This window comes from Bartonella sp. Raccoon60 (assembly GCF_002022585.1).
Classification (GTDB): domain Bacteria; phylum Pseudomonadota; class Alphaproteobacteria; order Rhizobiales; family Rhizobiaceae; genus Bartonella; species Bartonella rochalimae.
Genome location: NZ_CP019786.1, coordinates 1336551 through 1355788, shown reverse-complemented (window position 1 = coordinate 1355788; position 19238 = coordinate 1336551). Strand labels below are relative to the sequence as shown.

Here is a 19238-nt window from a genome sequence, read left to right as displayed (position 1 = left end):
GAAAATTTTTTGTTCTGAGTTTCAAGAAAAAAGATTTTTAGAATTTGAAATATGTGGTCCATTTTTTCTGATCAATATCAGAGAATCCCTTAAGGAAAAGAGGCGGTATTTCGTGTTAGATTCAGTTTCTCTTGTCCCATTGCCGCTCGTGAGCCAGCGTTATGCAAGAGCTTTTTTTGATTTGGTTCAAGAAGCAGGATGTGTCGAACATGTGGAAAAGGAAGTGGCGTCTTTATTGAACATTTTAGAGCAAAATGAGGATTTAAAATACTTTGTGCACAGTCCGTTTTTTTCAGAAAAAGAACAAAAGGAAGCGTTAAATGTCCTTTGTGAAACTATAGAATTTGCGCATGAAGAGGCAGGTCGTATTTTTCGCAATTTTTTAGGGGTTATCGCAGCTAATCGTAGGCTTTTTGCACTCTCTAGTATTTTACGTGCTTTTCAGCGTCATATTGTTCTTTTCCGGAGAGAGTTTTTTGCGCAAGTTGTTTCTGCATATCCATTAAATGCTGATCAGAAAGAAATGTTGCGCACGGCATTGGAGAATGTTGTGAAAGGAAAAATTGTATTACAATTTTCCAGTGATCCAACAATTCTTGGTGGGTTTATCATTCGTTTAGGGTCATGTCAGATTGATGCGTCCCTTATAACAAAATTATCTTCACTTAAGCTTGCATTGAAAAAAGAGGTCAGCTGATGGATATTAGACCGTCTGAAATTTCAAAAATCCTAAAAAAACAAATCAAAAGCTTTGACCAAAAAGCTGAAGTTTCAGAAGTTGGTTGGGTTTTATCTGTGGGTGATGGAATTGCTCGCGTTTATGGTTTGGATAATGTCCAGGCAGGTGAAATGGTTGCTTTTTCCAATGGTGTGCAGGGGATGGCGCTGAATTTGGAAACGGATAATGTTGGGATTGTGATTTTTGGATCAGATCGTGATATTCATGAGGGCGATACCGTTAAGCGGCTCGGGGCTATTGTGGATGTTCCTGTAGGGCCTGCTTTGCTTGGTCGTGTTGTCGATGCACTCGGTAATCCCATTGATGGAAAAGGTCCTATTAAAGCGAAGGAGCGTCGTCGTGTTGATGTTAAGGCTCCTGGTATTATTCCACGTCAGTCTGTGCATGAGCCAATGTCAACTGGATTAAAGGTTATTGATGCCTTAATTCCCATTGGACGTGGGCAGCGTGAATTGGTGATTGGTGATCGTCAAACAGGAAAAACAGCGATTTTGCTCGATACATTTTTAAATCAGAAGCATTTTCATGACAATGATACTGAGGAAGATCAAGACAGAGTATATTGTATTTATGTGGCAATCGGTCAAAAACGTTCAACGGTTGCACAGTTTGTTAAAGTTTTAGAAGAACGCGGAGCTCTTGACTATTCAATTATTGTTGCAGCGACAGCTTCTGATCCTGCTCCGATGCAATTTATTGCTCCTCTCGCTGGTTGTGCTATGGGAGAATATTTTCGTGATAATGGTCAACATGCGTTGATCGGTTATGATGATCTTTCTAAACAGGCTGTTGCTTATCGTCAAATGTCTCTTTTGTTACGCCGTCCTCCTGGTCGTGAAGCTTATCCAGGAGATGTTTTTTATCTGCATTCTCGTCTTTTGGAGCGAGCTGCAAAGCTTAATGCTGATTATGGTTCTGGATCTTTAACGGCACTGCCAGTAATTGAAACACAAGCCAATGATGTTTCTGCTTATATTCCAACCAACGTGATTTCGATCACTGATGGTCAGATTTTTCTAGAGACAAATTTATTCTATCAAGGGATTCGTCCTGCAGTGAATGTTGGTCTTTCTGTTTCACGTGTTGGTTCTGCTGCTCAAATTAAGGCAATGAAGCAGGTTGCTGGTTCTATCAAGGGTGAATTAGCGCAATATCGGGAAATGGCCGCTTTTGCGCAATTTGGTTCAGATTTAGATGCGTCAACGCAGCATCTTTTAAATCGTGGTGCACGTTTGACTGAGCTTTTAAAACAGTTACAATTTTCACCACTTAAAGTAGAAGAACAAGTTGTTGTTATTTTTGCTGGTGTGAATGGTTATCTTGATTCATTAGCTGTTTCTGATGTTGGGCGATTTGAACAAGGGCTTTTAACACTACTCCGCAATAATCATGTGGAGCTCTTAGAGGCGATTGCTGAACAGAAACAAATAACGGATGAAATTAAAAGACAGATGGTTGTTGTTCTTGATTATTATGCAAAGAATTTTTCTTAATTGATTGGTGGAATGCTTGAATGGCGTCGCTAAAGGATCTTAGAGACCGTATTGCCTCGGTTAAGGCAACGCAGAAAATTACCAAAGCTATGCAAATGGTTGCAGCAGCAAAGTTGCACCGTGCGCAAGAAGCGGCTGAATCTGCACGGCCTTATGCTCAGCATATGGCTGCTCTTTTAGCGCATGTGTCTGCTGATCTTGATCCAGTGGATTCCCCAGCTTTGATGCGTGGTACGGGTCGAGACGATAAGCATCTCTTGGTTGTATGTACGGCTGAGCGTGGTTTGTGTGGGGCTTTTAATACGCAAATTGTTCGTCGTGCGCGTGAACACATTAATAGCCTTCTTTCTCTCGGTAAGATAGTTAAAATTTTAACTGTTGGAAAAAAGGGAGCGGATATTTTACTTCGTGATTTTAAAGCTCTGATGATTGATCATATTGATTTGCGCTCTGTGAAACAGATCAGTTTTGCAGAGGCGGTTAAAGTAAGTCAACGTATTATTGACCTTTTCAATGAAGAGGTGTTTGATGTTTGTACACTTTTTTATTCTGAATTTGTGTCGGTTATTAACCAGTCTCCAAAGGCCGTCAATTTGATTCCAGTCGTTGCTCAAAAGGAATTTTCTGATGAGGGTGGTGGTGTTAAAAAAGAAAAAAAAGGTGGGAGTGTTCAAGCAGCTGTTTATGATTATGAACCGGATGCAGTTTCTCTGGTGGATGCGCTTGTCGCACGTAATCTCTCTGTACAAATCTTCCGTGCTTTGCTTGAAAATGTCGCGGGTGAAATGGGCGCAAAAATGAGCGCTATGGATAATGCATCACGGAATGCCGGTGAAATGATTAATAAATTGACGGTAACGTATAATCGTCAGCGTCAGGCGCAGATTACGACCGAATTGATTGAAATTATTGCGGGCGCTGAAGCGCTTTAAAGTGAGAAGGTAAAGATTAATGATGAAAGCAACAACGTCAAAAAAAAGAACAGCAAAGGGTGAAGAAAAAAAATCAGTTGCTCGTTCAGGCGTAAAAAAGACTTCCTCAGCAAAATCGGCAAAAAAGACCAAGGACTCTTCTAGTCTTGCGCGTGTTGATTCTAAGACTGTTTATCACAAGGGATCTATTGGTGAAATTAGGCAAGTGATAGGCGCTGTTGTTGATGTGCATTTTGAAGGAGAATTACCTCATATTCTTAATGCGTTAGAAACAGAAAATTTGGGCAATAAGCTTGTTCTAGAGGTTGCTCAACATTTGGGTGAAAATACAGTTCGCACCATTGCGATGGATACAACAGAGGGCCTTGTTCGTGGTCAAAAGGTTTATGATACGGGAGCGCAAATTTGTGTGCCTGTTGGAGAGGCAACTCTTGGTCGTATTATGAATGTGATTGGGGAACCTGTTGATGACGCTGGACTTATTATGGCGACTAAAAAACGCTCAATTCACCAAGAAGCGCCTCAATATGTGGAACAATCAACCGAGTCAGAAATTCTTGTTACTGGAATTAAAGTGATTGATTTGCTTGCTCCTTATTCGAAGGGGGGAAAGGTTGGTTTGTTTGGGGGAGCTGGTGTTGGTAAGACTGTTTTAATTATGGAACTCATCAACAATATCGCAAAAGCACACGGGGGTTATTCAGTGTTCGCCGGTGTAGGAGAGCGTACACGTGAAGGGAATGATCTCTATTATGAAATGATTGAGAGTCGTGTGAACGTTGACCCAAGAGAAAATGGGTCCACTGTGGGTTCAAAATGTGCTCTTGTTTATGGACAGATGAATGAGCCACCAGGGGCACGTGCACGTGTAGCACTTTCAGGCTTGACAATTGCAGAGAATTTTCGTGATGAAGGGCAAGATGTGCTTTTCTTTGTGGATAATATTTTCCGTTTTACACAAGCTGGCGCTGAAGTTTCAGCTCTGTTGGGACGTATTCCTTCTGCTGTGGGGTATCAACCAACCTTGGCAACGGATATGGGAGCTTTGCAAGAGCGTATTACAAGTACCAAAACGGGGTCTATCACGTCTGTTCAAGCTATCTACGTTCCCGCTGATGATTTAACTGATCCAGCGCCTGCTACGTCTTTTGCGCATTTAGATGCCACAACGGTTCTTTCCCGTTCAATTGCAGAGAAGGGGATTTATCCAGCAGTTGATCCACTCGATTCTTTTTCGCGAATGCTGGATCCATTGATCGTGGGTGAAGAGCATTATACTGTTGCTTGTCAGGTCCAGACTATTTTGCAGCGTTATAAATCTTTGCAAGATATTATCGCTATCCTTGGTATGGATGAATTGTCTGAAGAAGATAAATTGTTGGTTGCGCGGGCGCGTAAAATTGAGCGTTTCCTTTCGCAGCCTTTCCATGTAGCGGAAGCTTTTACTGGGGCTCCTGGAAAGTTGGTTTCTTTAGAAGAGACTATCGAAGGATTTAAAGGATTGTGTGCTGGTGATTATGATGATTTACCAGAAGCAGCTTTTTACATGGTTGGTTCGATTGATGAAGCAATTGAAAAAGGAAAACGTTTGATTGAAGAAGCTTCTTCATAAAAGGTGCTCTGTGATGAATGTTTGTCCTAGAAAAACAAGGGGTTCCCGTGGAAAATAAAAGAACAGAATCTTTCTTGTTTGAGCTTGTATCACCTGAAAAACTTATCTTTTCAGAGAAAGTGATGTCTGTTGTTCTGCCTTCAGTATCGGGATATTTAACGATTATGGCTAATCATGCTCCTTTAGTGGTGAGTCTCGTTCCAGGTGTTATTAGGGTTATGTCTTCCTCAGAAGAAAAAATATTTGCTCTTTTAGGAGGGGTTGCAGATATTACATCTTCGGGGTGCTCTCTCTTAGCTGAAACCGCTGTTGCCGTTAATCACTTATCTCTTCAGGATCTTGAACAACGCATGGCAGAAGTTCGAGTCATGGTGGAAGAAAACGCGAGTGGTGGAACTCATCATAAAGTGGTAGAGGTTTTTCAGAAATTAATTTCTATGGATGGTGCTTCAGTACTGGCATAATGAAATGCGAGAATAGAAAGATGAGTAACGAGGGGAACAGTGGGGGATCTGCCGCAGAACTTGGGTCTTTCACTCATCCAGGTATTATTTTTGCAGGACCTTTGCCAAAATGCTTCACTTATATTTTTGCTTCTTTTATTTTACAATGGGCTTATGGCTTAGGGGCCAATATGGTTCAATCCAATATTATCGAGCTCACAGGAGATTTCAACACAACACTTATTGAAACGACATGGTTGGTTAGTGCTTATATGGCACCGCATGTCAGTATTGCAATTATGTTGATTAAGATTCGTTATCAATTCGGCTTAAGGAATTTTGCTGAATTATCGATTCTTGGATTTGTTGTGGTGTGTATTTTGCATTTGTTTGTTACGGATTTACGTTCAGCTTTGATTATTCGTTTTTTCGCTGGTATTGCTGCTGCACCAATGGCCTCGTTAGCCTTTCTCTATATGATGGAGGCTTTTGCACCGGAAAAAAAATACACTATCGGTATCAGTTTAAATTATATGAATGCGGCTTTAGCAGTTCCTTTAGCTCGTTTGATTTCACCAAGTCTTCTTGAAAATGGCGGATTTTCTAGTCTTTCAGCAATGGAGATGGGACTTGTTTTGATCGGTTTAGGATGTATTTTTTCTCTCCCACTTACACCAGTTGTTTGCAACAAGGTCATTAAGAAATTAGACTGGGTAAGTTATAGTTTGATTGCCCTTGGACTTGGTTTAAATGCTATCGTAATGTCTATTGGCAAATGGTATTGGTGGACTGAAACGCTATGGATTGGTTGTGGGCTTGCACTTGCCATTTTCTCTTTGACGATTGCTATTATAATTGAACTGAATAGAGAAACTCCGTTGATTGATTTACGGTGGCTTTTTAGCAAAGAAATGATCCAAGTTGTTTTGGTTTTGTTGGTGTTTCGAATTCTTTTATTAGAGCAATCAACTTTAGCTGCGGATTTCTTTAATCTTTTTGGTTTGTTAAATCGTGATATGGCCCCTATGTATTTTGCGGTTACTTTTGGTACCCTTTTAGGGGGCGGTGTGTGTGTCTTTTTTTTACGAATGGGTCGGGAGGATTATTTTTATCTTTTATCTTTGAGCTGTTTAGCACTGGGCTCTTATTTAGATAGTCGTGTGAGCCAGTTAACCCGTCCAGTGGATATGATTATAAGTCAGGGCTTGATTGGTTTTGGTTATGCTCTTTTTTTGTCTCCTGCTTTATGTAATGGTTTTGTTAAAGCGAGTGCCCGAGGACCCAATTATGTTTTAAGTTTTATTGCAATTTTTTTATTGGCACAAGTTACAGGAGGGCTTATGAGTGCAGCTCTTTTTAGTAGTTTGCAATTTTTTTTCGCACGCCATCATTTTGAATATTTAACACAAGAAATTACAACGACGGGCACACTTATCTTTGAGAAGATAAATCACTTATCTTCTCCTTACAGTGCTTTAGTTTCTCATAGCTTAAAGAGTGAAAAAACGATATCAAGTCTAACGGATCAGTTGCAATTGACAGCAAATGTTTTGGCTTATGATGATGTTTTTCGACTTTATTTTTATATGACAATGATTGTTTTAATTATTTTTCTCCTCAAAATATTTTATAAATCATATTTTTATGAGAATTTTATGATGTTGTTAAAAAGTAAAGTGTGATCAGTAAGGATGTGTGAAAAGCAATGATCAAAATCTTGCGATCAAAATCAACCATTGTTGCCTTTCTGTCCGGTATAATGGGAATTGTATTGATTTTATGGGCTTGGCAATTGCCGCCATTTGTGAGTACCCTTCAAAAAACCGATAATGCTTTGATTAAGGGGAATATTACTCTGATAAGTCCGCAAGTTTCTGGTATCGTGAAACGGGTTTATATTCAAGATTATCAAAAAGTTGAAAAGGGAATGGTTTTATTTGAACTGGATGATACCCTTTTCCGATATCAGCTTGCACAGGCGCAAGCAATTCTTGAGGCAAAAAAAGCAAAACTTGCGAGTGTTTTGTCACAGATTCAATTGTTGCAAAAGGAAATTGATAGGCTAATAACCGAGTTGTCTCATTCTAAGGGTTTAAGTTCTCAAGGAACTTTGCCATTATCTTCTGCTGCTTCACATTTAGCCGCGACATTTGAAACAAAGAGCCAGTTGCACAAGAAATTGGAATTTGAACGACAAGGTTTACAATCGGATATTGCGGAAGCAAAAGCGGGTGTTGAAGTCGCTGAGCTAAATTTAGCGCACACTAAAATTATTTCTCCTGCTGTAGGACATATTGGATCGGTTGGCATACAAGTAGGGCAATATGTAGAGTCTGGTATGCGGTTGGTGGCTGTTGTTTCTGATGACATTTGGATTATTGCCCATTATAAGGAAACACAGATTTCTAATATGCGTATTGGACAGCCTGTTGTTTTTTATGCTGATGCTTTAAAGAATCAAAAATTAACAGGCCGTGTGGTACGCTTTGCTCCTGCGACAGGATCAGAATTTTCATTATTAGGAACAGAGACTGCACATGGTAATTTTATCAAAATTGCGCAACGCATCTCTATTCGTATTGCCATAGATCAAGGGCAAGAGGGAATAGAAAAACTTATTCCTGGAATGTCGGTGATTACCTATGTTGATACAGCATCCCACCATTCTAAGGATTGAAATATTCTCTTTATTTTATCCTCAAGTGTATTTTCAGTTTAGAGGATTGCGTTGGGTTTATTTTTTTATTGTTATTTTGGTTTTAAAGAATGGTGCGAAATTCTTATCTTTGCAAGATAAGAGAACAGAGTGCCCATTTTGGATGAATGGTGAAAAAACTGTTCAATGAATCCTTAAAAAAGGAGCACTTAGTGCGTTGGTTAGTTTTTGCGCATTAAACAATAGCTGGTTAAAACAAGTCCAGCAGTTAATAAGAGAGTGGTTTTAGGATTGTCTTTTGCTTTCTTTTTGAGCTCTTCGGCATGGTTGTTTATGTGGTAAAGAGCGTGGTGTCCTTTTTGTTTCCATTTTTTCAGCATTTTGGAAATGCTATCGAAACGATTGTTTTGAAGGGACTGACGGTTGATGGTTGTGAGCTCCTCTTTTAATTGCGCAATGCGTTTTTTGATTTTATCATTTTTACTGCAAGGGCTTTGAAAGATATACATGGGTTTACTCCTTCTTATTTTTAATGTCTTATAGCAAATATATAAGATGGGAATTTTCTGTGGAATTTGATATAACGGATTGAACATTGAAAGGTTGCATTTTCTTTCTGAATCTCTGTTGAGCGTTGGTTTTTGATGTTTAAAAAGAGAGACTCTTGAAAGAATTTTCCCATGAATCCATTCTTTTGAATTGTGCTATGGTGCGTATTACCATAAGGCTAGATAAGTTCAAGTTTTGAAAGTTTTGAAGAGCTGATGAATATAGCACATTATTTATCTAAACCTTTAGAGCGTCATTGGTCTGTTGCGGTTGCGGTTGATGATATTATGATTGGGGGCGGGAATCCAATTGTTATTCAGTCTATGACCAATACGGATACGGCTGATATTGATGCGACGGTTGCTCAAGTTGCTGCTCTTTGGCGTGCAGGATCTCAATTGGTTCGAATAACTGTTGATCGGAATGAAGCAGCAGCGGCTGTTCCTAAAATACGAGAGCGGTTGGAACGGTTGGGTATTTTTGTACCATTGGTAGGGGATTTTCATTATATTGGCCATACGCTTTTGGCTGATTATCCTGCGTGTGCAGAAGCGCTTTCAAAATATCGCATTAATCCTGGCAATGTTGGTTTTGGTGCAAAAAAGGATAAGCAATTTCTTCAAATTATCCAGATGGCATGCCATTATCGCAAACCTATACGGATTGGAGTGAATTGGGGGTCACTGGATCATGTGTTATTAACACGGCTTATGGATGAAAATGCTCGGCAGGAAAAGCCTTTGTCTGTTACTGAAGTTATTCGGGAAGCTGTCGTTCAATCGGCACTTCATTCAGCTCTTTTAGCGGAAGAAGCTGGTTTAGGACGGGAATATATTATTCTCTCTGTTAAAATGAGTGATGTACAAGATCTCATTGCTGTTTATACTATGTTGGCACAACGGTGTAATTATGCTCTTCATCTCGGGTTGACAGAGGCGGGCATGGGGACAAAAGGAATTGTTGCTTCATCTGTGGCTTTGGGAATTTTATTGCAACAAGGAATTGGTGATACAATTCGTATTTCATTAACACCTGAGCCAGGCGGTGATCGAACGCGAGAAGTAAAGGTCTGTCAAGAACTTTTGCAAGTTATGGGATTTCGGCAGTTTGTTCCTGTGGTTGCTGCGTGTCCAGGATGTGGTCGGACAACGTCGACGGTTTTTCAACAGTTAGCACAAAAAATCGAAGCAGATTTATGCAAAAATATGCCAATTTGGCGGAATAAATACCCTGGTGTTGAAGGTTTAAAAGTTGCTGTTATGGGGTGTATTGTTAATGGACCAGGGGAATCAAAACATGCCGATATTGGAATCTCCTTACCTGGGGTGGGAGAAAATCCAGCGGCTCCTGTTTTTATTGATGGCAAAAAAGTAAAGACTTTGCGCGGTCCTCATATTGCCGAAGAATTTGAAGCGATTTTAAAAGAGTATATTCATACCCGTTTTGGGACATAATGGATAGAAGAGGAGTATATTGTTCCCTCTGCTTTGTTCTCAATTGCTGAGATATTTGAAGAAATTTTAGAAGAATATATTGACGTGTATTTTTGGTATGGGTGATACAAAACAATTATTTCGTTCTACTTGCTTTTATTTTATTGATGATCCCCAAAAAATGGGAAGTGTTAATTTTTACGTGTTGCAATAAAGTGTGCTGCTTGTTTCAATGGGATTGCTTTTGCTCCAAAAGGAAGAAGAAACTCTTCTGCTTTTGTGATAAGTTCATCTCGTTTTTTTTTAACTTCGTCAAGGCTATAAAGATTGATGAGTGTTGCTTTGTTGGCTATTTGATCTTTCCCTGCAGTTTTTCCAAGAATTTTTGTATGAGAAGTAAGGTCAAGAAGGTCATCGGTCAATTGAAAAGCTAAGCCAATATGTGTCCCAAAGGAGGCTAGTTTATGCGTTAATGTTTTGGAGGCTCGACCCATAATAGCACCTGCTTGACAAGCAAAACGGATAAGAGCAGCTGTTTTCATTTGTTGTAAAGTGATCGTTGCACTTTCATTTTGTGGTTTTTTTTCAGCTTCTAAATCGAGCATTTGTCCACCGATCATACCGCCGAGACCTGCAGCCTGTGTAAGAGCTGTAATCAGTTCAATTCTCGTTTTTGAAGAAAAAGAACAGGCTTTATGGGCAATGATTTCAAAGGCAAAAGTGAGAAGCGCATTCCCTGCTAAAATTGCAGTGCCTTCATCAAAAGCTATGTGAACAGTGGGTTGTCCACGTCGGAGTGTGTCGTTATCTAAAGCAGGAAGATCATCATGAATGAGTGAATAACAGTGAATACATTCCAATGCGACACCAATATCAAGAGAGTCTTCAGGAGAGATATCAAAAAGAGCAGCACTTTGAATCACCAAGAAAGGACGTAAGCGTTTGCCGCCGTTCAAAACACCATGGCGCATGGCATTGATGAGAATTTCAGGCCGGGTAATTTCATCATTTTGGGCTTTATGACTAAGAAGTATATCAAGTCGCTTTTCAACATTCTGCGCATGTTTTGCAAGAAGAGTCGTGAATTCATGCATCATTTCTTCCTTTCTTCTTTGCAAAATGATAAGGTTCTTTTTATGATAAAAGAATGAAGAATAAAACGGTTATTTTCACACTCTTAAATTTTGTAAAAAAATAAAAAGAAAGAAAAAGATGGCGATGGGGCGAATGCGTTATTTGATCAGTTTTCTTGTGTTTTTATTTTTATGTCCAATTATTTTGTTGTTCATTTATCGTTTGGATTGTGTTCACCCTATTTCTACTTTAATGATTCGTGATTGGGTGAGTGATAAAAAATACAAGCGTGAATGGGTTGCGCTGTCTGATATTGCATTTTCAGTTCCATCTGGAGTTATTATGTCCGAAGATGGGCGATTTTGTCATCATTCTGGCGTTGATTGGGCTATGTTGATCGACATCTTAAAAACAGATTCAAAACCTTTGAGAGGAGGATCAACAATCAATATGCAAGTGATTAAAAATCTTTTCTTATGGTCTAATAGATCTTATATCCGCAAGATTATAGAAATTCCTTATTCTGTTATGGCTGATGTTATTTTATCAAAAAAACGAATTATAGAAATTTATTTGAATGTTGCAGAATGGGGGCCAGGAATTTATGGAATAGAAGCTGCCGCTTTTTATTATTTTCAAAAGTCTGCACGAAATTTAACTGTGCAACAGGCTGCTGCTCTTGTGGCAAGCTTACCTAATCCTTATTGGCGCAATCCATATCAACCAATCGATAATTTTATAGCTTTAACTCATCTTATTGAAAAACGAATTCATTTTTCACGTGCTTATACACACTGTCTTCATTAAAGAAGAATGAGAATTGTTAGAAAAGAAAAATAAAAAAATTATATAAAAGTCTGGTCAAAAGATTATAATCAATGTATAAAGAAGCGGAATTTTATTTTATTGTTGACAGAAGTTGTCATTTTGAGCATTAGCGCTTCTGTGTTGATGAGTGTGGAGTGTCCTGTTATGGCTGTACCTAAACGAAAAACTTCTCCGTCTAAACGCGGTATGCGCCGTTCGGCTGATGCCCTTAAAGCACCAACTTATATCGAGGATAAAAGTTCTGGCGAGTTGCGTCGTCCTCATCATATTGATTTGAAAACAGGTATGTATCGTGGGCGTTCGGTTTTGCCTGCTAAAGAATAAGCTTTCTCTCAGTTACCACATAAGTTTATTGTTCCCGTTGTCCCCTGAGTTTAGTCGACAAAAGGCTTTTCTGCATTCCTTGCAGTTAACTGCTTGTTCTTTTGATAAGGGAAGTTTTTTGTTTTTGTAGCGATTATATATAATAAAAGTTCCAGCGAATTGCGCCGTCCTCATCATATTGATTTGAAAACAGAAGATTGTAGGCGTTCGGTTTTGTTTGCTCAAGATCAATTGTCTATCAGATGTCAATAATCAAGTTGATCGCAAATTCTGTAATCCGGATTAAATGAACCGGAAGCTTTTTCATAGTTTATACAGTTCATTGTTTTTATCATAAAAGCTTTTATTGTGTTTACAATCTACTTTATAAAGCTATAGTCTCTCAGAAAAAGAGAGACTATAGTGTGTATGCGACGTTGATATATTAAAAGAAACCCTTCTGCTTGCAATTGCAAAGGATGAAAGCTTAAGAAGCAGATCAAGGAATAATTAAAAATTGACTTTTTACCAATTTATCTTGTTATAAGGCAAAATTTTTCAGGAGATTACGCAGCGTAAACAGCATTATTTCCTTCATCAATCTCATTTTTAAAATCGCATTTCGATTTTTTATCGAGGTGTTTTTCTATTAAGTTTATTGCTTCTGTTTCGGTGAGATTATTGATAATAGCAATTTCACGGGCCATACGATCGAGAGCAATAGCGTAGAGTTGACGTTCTGAATAAGATTGCTCAGGTTGTAGAGCTGAACGAAATAGATCGCGAACAACTTCAGCAATAGAAATAATATCTCCTGAATTAATTTTAGTATCATATTCTTGAGCACGTCGTGACCACATAGTGCGTTTAATGCGTGCTTTTCCTTGAAGAATTTTAAAAGCACGATTCATAGAATCAACTGTAGATAATTTGCGCATTCCAGTAGAAAGAGCTTTTGCAACGGGCACTTTTACATCCATTTTATCTTTAGCAAAGTGGATTACAAAAAGTTTTAATTTATGTCCTGCAACTTCTTGTTCTTCAATCGCTATAATTTGACCTACTCCATGGGTAGGGTAAACGATATACTCAGAAGTTGAAAAATCTTCAGCACTGAAAGAGGTATTTCGCGGGGGTGCCATATTTTAGTTTACTCCCTTTATGGCCAATAATAATATTGGCAAACGGATTAAATGCTTTAAAGCTAAATATCTTTAGAGTTGAGCGTTGAAGCTAAGTACTTTAAGGCCAAAAAAATGCTTAGCAAAACAGTTATGTTAAGACTTTGTTAACATAAAAATTCAAAAGAATCAATCATTTCTCTTAAGAATTTTGTATACCCATACAACGGTTTAAACTTTTGGAAAGATCTTTTGTTGAGAAGATGAGGTATTATTCGCCATTTCCTGGATTTTCTGAAAAATATTTTTCTAGTTTATTGGGAATACCATCCATTTCTTTTGCTTGGGGAAGTGGATCTTTTTTTGTCATTAAATTAGGCCATTTCTTTGCATAACGGAGATTGAGTTCTAGCCATTTTTCGAGTCCTGGTTCAGTATCTGGTTTAATCGCTTCAGCTGGGCATTCTGGCTCGCAGACACCACAATCGATGCATTCATCAGGGTGAATAACAAGCATGTCTTCACCTTCATAAAAACAGTCAACAGGACAAACTTCAACGCAATCAGTATATTTGCACTGAATACAATTGTCAGTTACAACGTAGGTCAAGATCAAACTCCATTTTCTGTCTTAGTGATCTTTAAAAAGGGTTTATAAGCGTGCGTCTTTATCACGTTTAAGTTGATCACGCAGCACAGCCAATTTTGCAAAAGGTGAATTGGAATCATGATTTTGTGTTCGCGATGATTTATTGTGTAAGGAAGCCGTTTTCTTTTTATTATATTTATAAGAATGTTGAGTTTTTAAAGGTTTTTCTTGAGAAATTTTATAGGGTGTATTGCTTCCTGGGGTGGAGGTTTTTTGGCTCTTCTCTTGCCATTTTTGTTGAGAGCTATTACGCTTCCGATTATGTTGTGTTTGTTGAAAATGATAATGCCATAATAAAATAGTTTTATTTTCTGCTTTATTTTGTATGTGTTTGGCAAAATCACCAACGGGTTCAGCTTTTGGTAGACAATCTGTAGCACAAGAGTGCTGTTCAAGAGAAGAAACCGTTTTTATTTCGGCTTGGGGTGTGTTGGAGTGTTGTATTGTTTTCCAAAGATCACCCACACATTCTGCTTCAGGAAACAGTGTCCTTGTTGTTGAGCCATTATGCGCTAAATCTTGGTGGGCGAGATTTTGTGTAAGCACAGAATTATCGTAACGATTCGATCGATAACCAAGTCCTTTAAGAATTTCCTCCATATCAGTCTCATTGGCTCCAAGAGTAGACATCATCGCTGGAGTCACAAAAAAACTTTTACCATCATAGGCGCCGTCTGGTTTTGGCTCTAATCCTGGTTTCCAATGGAGTGCAGGGCGAATAAGATTGGCAAGACGTTCTAGAATATCAATACGTACGGCACGTTTGCCTAGAACTTGATAACCCGCTAAACGATAAAATGTGGGGTTATATGTTGGGTCCGCAACAAATGAAGTTCGTCCGTTGTTCAAAGCAGCTAATATTTCATTTAATCCTGTTTGATCACTGTCTTTATTTTGGAGACACCAAAGCAGTGTGAGTGCTTGGATCGGTGCTGGTTTGAGCATTCCCATAACATAGATATTAAAAGCACCGAAGCGAATGCCGAGCTGTCGAAGATTTCCCCGTGCTTCTTGGTCAAGATTTTTAACCATTTTGGCAACACTACGACGGGGTAAAATGCCTAAAGAATCGAAAAGTTGTGAAGCAAGTTTAGCTGTTGAATCTGTCAAATGATCAGCATTGCGTAAATCTAAGAGCGGTTTTAAAATTGTTTCAAAATGAAAGATTACAAAACGCTCTAATCGCGCTATTACTTGATCACGAGGTTCGCCTGTTAGTTGTGCATCTGCTAAGAGAAGAACTTTGGGCTTTAAAATATCTGTTGTTGCAATGAGTTGTCCGACAGGTTGACCAATCCAGCGAATAATCCCATCGGAACTGAGTGTAAAATCCCCATTAGCGGCAGCACAAAAACGTGTTGCACGTTTCGTAAAGGCAGCAATTAAACTTTCGTTATTGATATTGTTTTGTTCATCAGTTTCTTTATCTGTATCTGTATTGCCTTTATTGATATAAAAACGAAACCCCTCAAATCTACCACTTCCACTTTTTTCAATAAGAACATCATCCTTTTGAATAATTTCGCTCTCCATGATCATTTTCTTTCTCAAAGTTTATGGGGTAAAAGGTTATTCTCAATAAGACCACTTTGCATTCTCTTTAGCATTTTAGCATGTTTATTATGCTTGCTTCAATGTGTTCTTATTGTCTTTTTGTAGGTATTTTAATTTTCGATATTGTCTTATCAAGACAACTATACAACTTTTAGTTGTAAATATAGGCAATAATGTTAAAATTTCTCTCTTATTTCACAATTAAAGTGAGTGATAAAAGACACTAATTTCTCTTTTATTTATCCTTTTTAATTTTTTTTCTTCATTTAATTATGTGGTGAAAGCAAGCATTTGCAGGCATTTGCTGTGTAAAAACCTATGCGTGAAGAAATAAGTTGTGTTGTCAAAATAAAAAAACAATTGCGATTGTAAAAATACACGTTAAAGTAGTATTCGTAATAATAAACAACTTTAAAGTTTATTAGAGCAAATAATGATGTCGTTGTCAAAACAACTTAGAAAATAATTTTAATCGCAAGGGATTATTATGAGTAGTCATTCACATGTTGTGTATAAAAGCAGTAAAAATTATAATAACACTGACACAAGTTTGGGTCGCAATATGATGCGTTCTGCGAAGCAGGCGCCCTATCTTGAACGAAAAAAGGAGCATGATTTAGCACTGCGATGGAAAAATAAACGTGATAATAATGCTATGCACCAAATTGCAGCGGCTCATATGCGTTTAGTTATTTCAATTGCTAGCCGTTTTAAACGTTTTAAAATGCCCTTAGGTGATTTAGTTCAAGAAGGATATGTGGGACTCTTAGAAGCAGCTGCGCGTTTTGATCCTGATCGTGGAGTACGTTTTTCCACCTATGCGACATGGTGGATAAGGGCTTCTATTCAAGATTATATTTTACGGAACTGGTCAATTGTTCGGGGAGGAACGAGTTCTTCGCAAAAAGCACTCTTCTTTAATCTTCGACGTTTGCGTGCTAAATTAGCGCAAGATGATAATACTTTGACCAAACAAGAAATTTTTCGTGCGATTTCTGAAAAGCTTGGGGTTTCAGTGAATGATGTTGAAAAAATGGATTTCCGTTTTTCTGGGACGGATAATTCATTAAGTCTTTCTATTTCTGAGAACGGTGAAACTCCAATTGCTAAAATGGATTCTTTAATAGATGATCATCCTCTCCCTGATTCTGTGATTGAGCAAGCAATTGATGGGCAACGGCGGGCGCAATGGCTTCATGAGGCTTTACAAATTCTCAATGAACGAGAACTCGAAATTATTCGTTTTCGCCGCTTAAATGAAGAGGGTACAACCTTAGAAGTGCTTGGTGAAAAATTGGGGATTTCAAAAGAACGTGTACGCCAAATTGAAGCGCGGGCTTTGCAAAAACTTCGGTGTGCTTTGTTAACAGTGAATTCTGCAGAAGTTTATCAAGTATAGGATAAGTATTCGGTGCTTCTTTGAAAAAAATTAAAATTATCATTGTTGAATGAGGAAGCAAAAATATTTTTCTGCATTCATTATTCATTCAGAAATGATTTTAACATACGAGCTTTCAAGAAGAGTTTGTGTTGGTGACAGTCCATTAATCACCCGAAAGAGTTTTTCTTTGTGTGGTGTATCTTGCATTTTATCCGAAAGGCTTAAAATTGTATCTTTCTGTTCAACGCGGACGATACGAATCTTTAAAGGGGGTAATTTCCTCAGCTCTTGAGGAGAAAGGGTGTGAAAACTTTCGGTTGTATTTTTTGCGATGGCTTCAAAATTTTTGGAATGATGAGGGGCAGCTGTTAGAAAGCGGAAAACACGATTTTTGATGGGAATAACAACTATATCAAATTGCCATTGTTTATTAGTCGCATGGGCATGGGCTGCAGGTAAGCCTTGAATTATTATCGGTTGAACAGAGGTTTCATCAAGTCCAGAAACCCAACCGCTTTTCAAGTAATCGCTTGCAGATATGTTTGTTGGAAAAGGGATGGCATCAAAACGAATAGCAATTTTATCTGGACCACTTGCAATGACAGCTGGAGAAGAATTGTTTATGGTAAAATTGGTTGGAACTGAGAAAGTGACGCCCCATTTTGGATGGACAAATTTATTCTCTCGTATATATCCTTTTTCAGGGTTATCTCCAAAAATCATGTTATCAAGGCTCTTAAGAAAGGTATCACGATCAGTGTTTTTAGTCTTAGGATCAGATGTGCTTATTTGATATGCTTTATTAATAGCTAGGCGAATTCGTTGTGGGGTTGTAGGATGGTGGGATAAAAAGTCTAATGAATCATTCGTTGTTCCGGAGATGTTGCGAAAAGCTTTATAAGCTTCCATGGATTGCAAAAAGCGTGGAAAAGCAAATGCATCATATCCAGCATGATGGAGCATTTCAATTCCAATGGCATCAGCTTCAAGTTCCTGATTCTTTGAAAATTGAGCCAGAGTTTGTTCTGTTTTTACGGTGTTGTGCAATTTCATGTCAGAGGATAATTCAACATGTGAGGACGTGTTGTTCGTGTATTTCAATTCTACTTTTTTTTGTAGGCGTAAGATACCATGATTAGCCGTAATATGCGCTATTTCATGTGCTAAGACAGCAGCGACTTCTGAAGAGTCATTAGCAAGTGCTAGCATTCCACGGGTTACATAAATATAGCCACCAGGTAACGCAAATGCATTTACATGGGCTGAGTTTAAAATTGTAACATGATAGGTTTGATTGGGGTTGTGTGAAACGGCAACGAGTTTTCCTATAATTTTTGCTAACATACGCTCAAGTTTTGGATTATTATATTCCTGACCATAAGTTTTTAAAATGCGGGGATGTTGTGTAGCACCCAATGTGGCATAAACATCATTGTTGTTGGAATGAGCCGTTTTTATAGGGAAATCTGAAGGATGTAAGTGATTATTCCCTTTAAATTTTATTTGGCATGCGACAAGGAAAAGAGAGAAGCTTACAAAAAATATTCTATAAATTGTGTGGTAAGAAAAGAATTTTTTTGGAAAAAATCTGAATCCTTGAATCATTGCTTTTTTCATTTTTTATTATTTCAACTTTCAGCTTTAAGATTTTGTTTGCACTTTATATTTAAGAATTTTTATAAGGATTCTTGAGATGTTTTCATGATTATAATCTATAGCAGTAATATATTAAAGGACGTTTTATACAAGGCATAATATGGCATGAAAACATTTACAATATTATTAAATGGCGACATTTGCGTTACGCAACGTTTACGTGATCAAATTCGTAATAGTCGCGTCATTGCTGCTGATGGGGGGATACGTCATGCTGAAGTATTATGCGTTGTCCCCGAATTGTGGTTAGGGGATTTTGATTCTTCTGAGCAGGATTTATTGCAGAAATATAGCCATATTGCACAGGAATTTTTTCCTTCTGATAAAGACGCAACCGATAGCGCATTAGCTTGTGAGCGCGCTTTACAGGAAGGTGCTCAACGACTTATTTTATGTGGTGCTTTTGGAGGAGAAAGAAGTGATCATACTTTATCTCATATGACTCAAGCAATAGCAATGGCAGAGAAAGGCATTTCAGTGTTATTGACCAGTGGTTGTGAAGAAGGATGGCCAATCATATCAAACTCTTTTTCTTGTGATTTGCCGAATGGATGCTTGTTTAGTATTATTGGATTTTCTGATTTACAAGGTTTAACAATGTCAGGGGTTAAATGGCCATTGTTAGACAAAAATGTGCCTTTTGGATCTTCTTTAACACTCTCTAACCGTATTTGTGGAACTTTTTATTGTTATTTGTATTCTGGTAAAGCTATATTATTAGCGTCTATACCTGTTTCATAGAGTCTTCTTGTCTGTGTAAGGCAAGTCGTTTATATGTATGAGATAAGTAAAAAAGCAGGAGCAGGAAAATCAGG

General features: G+C 38.1%; 18 protein-coding genes. 12 read left to right on the top strand and 6 right to left on the bottom strand.

Translation table 11 applies throughout. The features are described from left to right. Nucleotides 1–112 precede the first annotated feature (112 nt). The 7 genes from atpH to Bra60_RS06025 are packed head-to-tail and all read left to right on the top strand — an operon-like array spanning nt 113 to nt 7896. Nucleotides 113–697 (top strand): ATP synthase F1 subunit delta, encoded by a 585-nt coding sequence (atpH, locus tag Bra60_RS06055; protein WP_078688925.1) that lies wholly within the window; start codon nt 113–115, stop codon nt 695–697. Beyond that, nucleotides 697–2232 carry a F0F1 ATP synthase subunit alpha gene (gene atpA / locus Bra60_RS06050; protein WP_078688924.1) on the top strand — a complete coding sequence of 512 codons (1536 nt, stop codon included), beginning with the start codon at nt 697–699 and terminating at the stop codon, nt 2230–2232. Before atpH ends, atpA begins: the two co-directional genes overlap by 1 nt. A gap of 20 nt (nt 2233–2252) precedes the next feature. Then, nucleotides 2253–3164, top strand: a complete 912-nt coding sequence (locus Bra60_RS06045) for a F0F1 ATP synthase subunit gamma (RefSeq protein WP_078688923.1) — start codon at nt 2253–2255, stop codon at nt 3162–3164. 19 nt (nt 3165–3183) lie between these two features. Continuing rightward, a complete protein-coding gene (atpD, locus tag Bra60_RS06040) occupies nt 3184–4776 on the top strand; it encodes a F0F1 ATP synthase subunit beta (protein ID WP_078688922.1) in 1593 nt (530 codons plus the stop codon). A 47-nt stretch (nt 4777–4823) separates the two neighbouring features. Then, complete coding sequence (gene atpC, locus Bra60_RS06035) at nt 4824–5240, top strand: ATP synthase F1 subunit epsilon (protein ID WP_035006769.1); 417 nt, start codon at nt 4824–4826, stop codon at nt 5238–5240. Between the two features lie 20 nt (nt 5241–5260). Next, nucleotides 5261–6901, top strand: coding sequence for an MFS transporter (locus Bra60_RS06030; protein WP_078698151.1), 1641 nt, complete (start codon nt 5261–5263; stop codon nt 6899–6901). Between the two features lie 23 nt (nt 6902–6924). Next, on the top strand, nt 6925–7896 hold the full coding sequence (locus Bra60_RS06025; RefSeq protein ID WP_078688920.1) for an HlyD family secretion protein: 972 nt from the start codon (nt 6925–6927) through the stop codon (nt 7894–7896). Nucleotides 7897–8096: 200 nt separating this feature from the next. Here the strand turns inward: Bra60_RS06025 and Bra60_RS06020 are convergent, their stop codons facing one another. Beyond that, nucleotides 8097–8384 carry a hypothetical protein gene (locus tag Bra60_RS06020; protein ID WP_035006520.1) on the bottom strand — a complete coding sequence of 96 codons (288 nt, stop codon included), beginning with the start codon at nt 8382–8384 and terminating at the stop codon, nt 8097–8099. Nucleotides 8385–8639: 255 nt separating this feature from the next. On the opposite strand from Bra60_RS06020, the gene ispG reads away from it, so the two are divergent. Continuing rightward, nucleotides 8640–9878 (top strand): flavodoxin-dependent (E)-4-hydroxy-3-methylbut-2-enyl-diphosphate synthase, encoded by a 1239-nt coding sequence (gene ispG, locus Bra60_RS06015; protein ID WP_078688918.1) that lies wholly within the window; start codon nt 8640–8642, stop codon nt 9876–9878. 170 nt (nt 9879–10048) lie between these two features. On the opposite strand, the gene Bra60_RS06010 is transcribed toward ispG, so the two are convergent. Beyond that, complete coding sequence (locus Bra60_RS06010) at nt 10049–10951, bottom strand: polyprenyl synthetase family protein (protein ID WP_035006523.1); 903 nt, start codon at nt 10949–10951, stop codon at nt 10049–10051. Between the two features lie 118 nt (nt 10952–11069). Between Bra60_RS06010 and mtgA the strand changes: the two genes are divergently transcribed. Together mtgA and rpmF are read left to right on the top strand one after the other, a co-directional pair. After that, a complete protein-coding gene (gene mtgA / locus Bra60_RS06005) occupies nt 11070–11738 on the top strand; it encodes a monofunctional biosynthetic peptidoglycan transglycosylase (RefSeq protein WP_078688917.1) in 669 nt (222 codons plus the stop codon). 165 nt (nt 11739–11903) lie between these two features. Further along, a complete protein-coding gene (rpmF, locus tag Bra60_RS06000; protein WP_035006774.1) occupies nt 11904–12083 on the top strand; it encodes a 50S ribosomal protein L32 in 180 nt (59 codons plus the stop codon). Nucleotides 12084–12628: 545 nt separating this feature from the next. Here rpmF and Bra60_RS05995 read toward each other — a convergent pair. From Bra60_RS05995 to Bra60_RS05985, 3 genes are all read right to left on the bottom strand, one after another. Beyond that, nucleotides 12629–13204: a CarD family transcriptional regulator gene (locus Bra60_RS05995; protein WP_078688916.1), complete on the bottom strand. Its 576-nt coding sequence runs from the start codon at nt 13202–13204 to the stop codon at nt 12629–12631. Between the two features lie 250 nt (nt 13205–13454). After that, nucleotides 13455–13793 carry a ferredoxin FdxA gene (gene fdxA, locus Bra60_RS05990; protein ID WP_078688915.1) on the bottom strand — a complete coding sequence of 113 codons (339 nt, stop codon included), beginning with the start codon at nt 13791–13793 and terminating at the stop codon, nt 13455–13457. Between the two features lie 42 nt (nt 13794–13835). Then, nucleotides 13836–15371 (bottom strand): hypothetical protein, encoded by a 1536-nt coding sequence (locus tag Bra60_RS05985; RefSeq protein WP_194284813.1) that lies wholly within the window; start codon nt 15369–15371, stop codon nt 13836–13838. Between the two features lie 502 nt (nt 15372–15873). Between Bra60_RS05985 and Bra60_RS05980 the strand changes: the two genes are divergently transcribed. Continuing rightward, nucleotides 15874–16785 (top strand): RNA polymerase factor sigma-32, encoded by a 912-nt coding sequence (locus Bra60_RS05980; protein WP_078688913.1) that lies wholly within the window; start codon nt 15874–15876, stop codon nt 16783–16785. Between the two features lie 84 nt (nt 16786–16869). Here the strand turns inward: Bra60_RS05980 and Bra60_RS05975 are convergent, their stop codons facing one another. Next, entirely contained in the window at nt 16870–18372 is a 1503-nt protein-coding gene (locus Bra60_RS05975; protein WP_153300890.1) for a M48 family metalloprotease, read from the bottom strand. Nucleotides 18373–18528: 156 nt separating this feature from the next. On the opposite strand from Bra60_RS05975, the gene Bra60_RS05970 reads away from it, so the two are divergent. Further along, the gene (locus tag Bra60_RS05970; RefSeq protein ID WP_035006532.1) at nt 18529–19164 is read left to right on the top strand and encodes a thiamine diphosphokinase; all 636 of its coding nucleotides are present in this window, start codon (nt 18529–18531) and stop codon (nt 19162–19164) included. The last annotated feature ends 74 nt before the right edge of the window (nt 19165–19238 follow it).

What these genes read in the sequence shown, in the direction of transcription:
- atpA (WP_078688924.1), top strand. Translation starts at nt 697, where the DNA reads ATGGATATTAGACCGTCTGAAATTTCAAAAATCCTAAAAAAACAAATC.
- Bra60_RS06045 (WP_078688923.1), top strand. Translation starts at nt 2,253, where the DNA reads ATGGCGTCGCTAAAGGATCTTAGAGACCGTATTGCCTCGGTTAAGGCA.
- atpD (WP_078688922.1), top strand. Translation starts at nt 3,184, where the DNA reads ATGATGAAAGCAACAACGTCAAAAAAAAGAACAGCAAAGGGTGAAGAA.
- Bra60_RS06030 (WP_078698151.1), top strand. Translation starts at nt 5,261, where the DNA reads ATGAGTAACGAGGGGAACAGTGGGGGATCTGCCGCAGAACTTGGGTCT.
- Bra60_RS06025 (WP_078688920.1), top strand. Translation starts at nt 6,925, where the DNA reads ATGATCAAAATCTTGCGATCAAAATCAACCATTGTTGCCTTTCTGTCC.
- Bra60_RS06020 (WP_035006520.1), bottom strand. Translation starts at nt 8,384, where the DNA reads ATGTATATCTTTCAAAGCCCTTGCAGTAAAAATGATAAAATCAAAAAA.
- ispG (WP_078688918.1), top strand. Translation starts at nt 8,640, where the DNA reads ATGAATATAGCACATTATTTATCTAAACCTTTAGAGCGTCATTGGTCT.
- Bra60_RS06010 (WP_035006523.1), bottom strand. Translation starts at nt 10,951, where the DNA reads ATGCATGAATTCACGACTCTTCTTGCAAAACATGCGCAGAATGTTGAA.
- mtgA (WP_078688917.1), top strand. Translation starts at nt 11,070, where the DNA reads ATGGCGATGGGGCGAATGCGTTATTTGATCAGTTTTCTTGTGTTTTTA.
- rpmF (WP_035006774.1), top strand. Translation starts at nt 11,904, where the DNA reads ATGGCTGTACCTAAACGAAAAACTTCTCCGTCTAAACGCGGTATGCGC.
- Bra60_RS05995 (WP_078688916.1), bottom strand. Translation starts at nt 13,204, where the DNA reads ATGGCACCCCCGCGAAATACCTCTTTCAGTGCTGAAGATTTTTCAACT.
- Bra60_RS05985 (WP_194284813.1), bottom strand. Translation starts at nt 15,371, where the DNA reads ATGATCATGGAGAGCGAAATTATTCAAAAGGATGATGTTCTTATTGAA.
- Bra60_RS05980 (WP_078688913.1), top strand. Translation starts at nt 15,874, where the DNA reads ATGAGTAGTCATTCACATGTTGTGTATAAAAGCAGTAAAAATTATAAT.
- Bra60_RS05975 (WP_153300890.1), bottom strand. Translation starts at nt 18,372, where the DNA reads ATGATTCAAGGATTCAGATTTTTTCCAAAAAAATTCTTTTCTTACCAC.
- Bra60_RS05970 (WP_035006532.1), top strand. Translation starts at nt 18,529, where the DNA reads ATGAAAACATTTACAATATTATTAAATGGCGACATTTGCGTTACGCAA.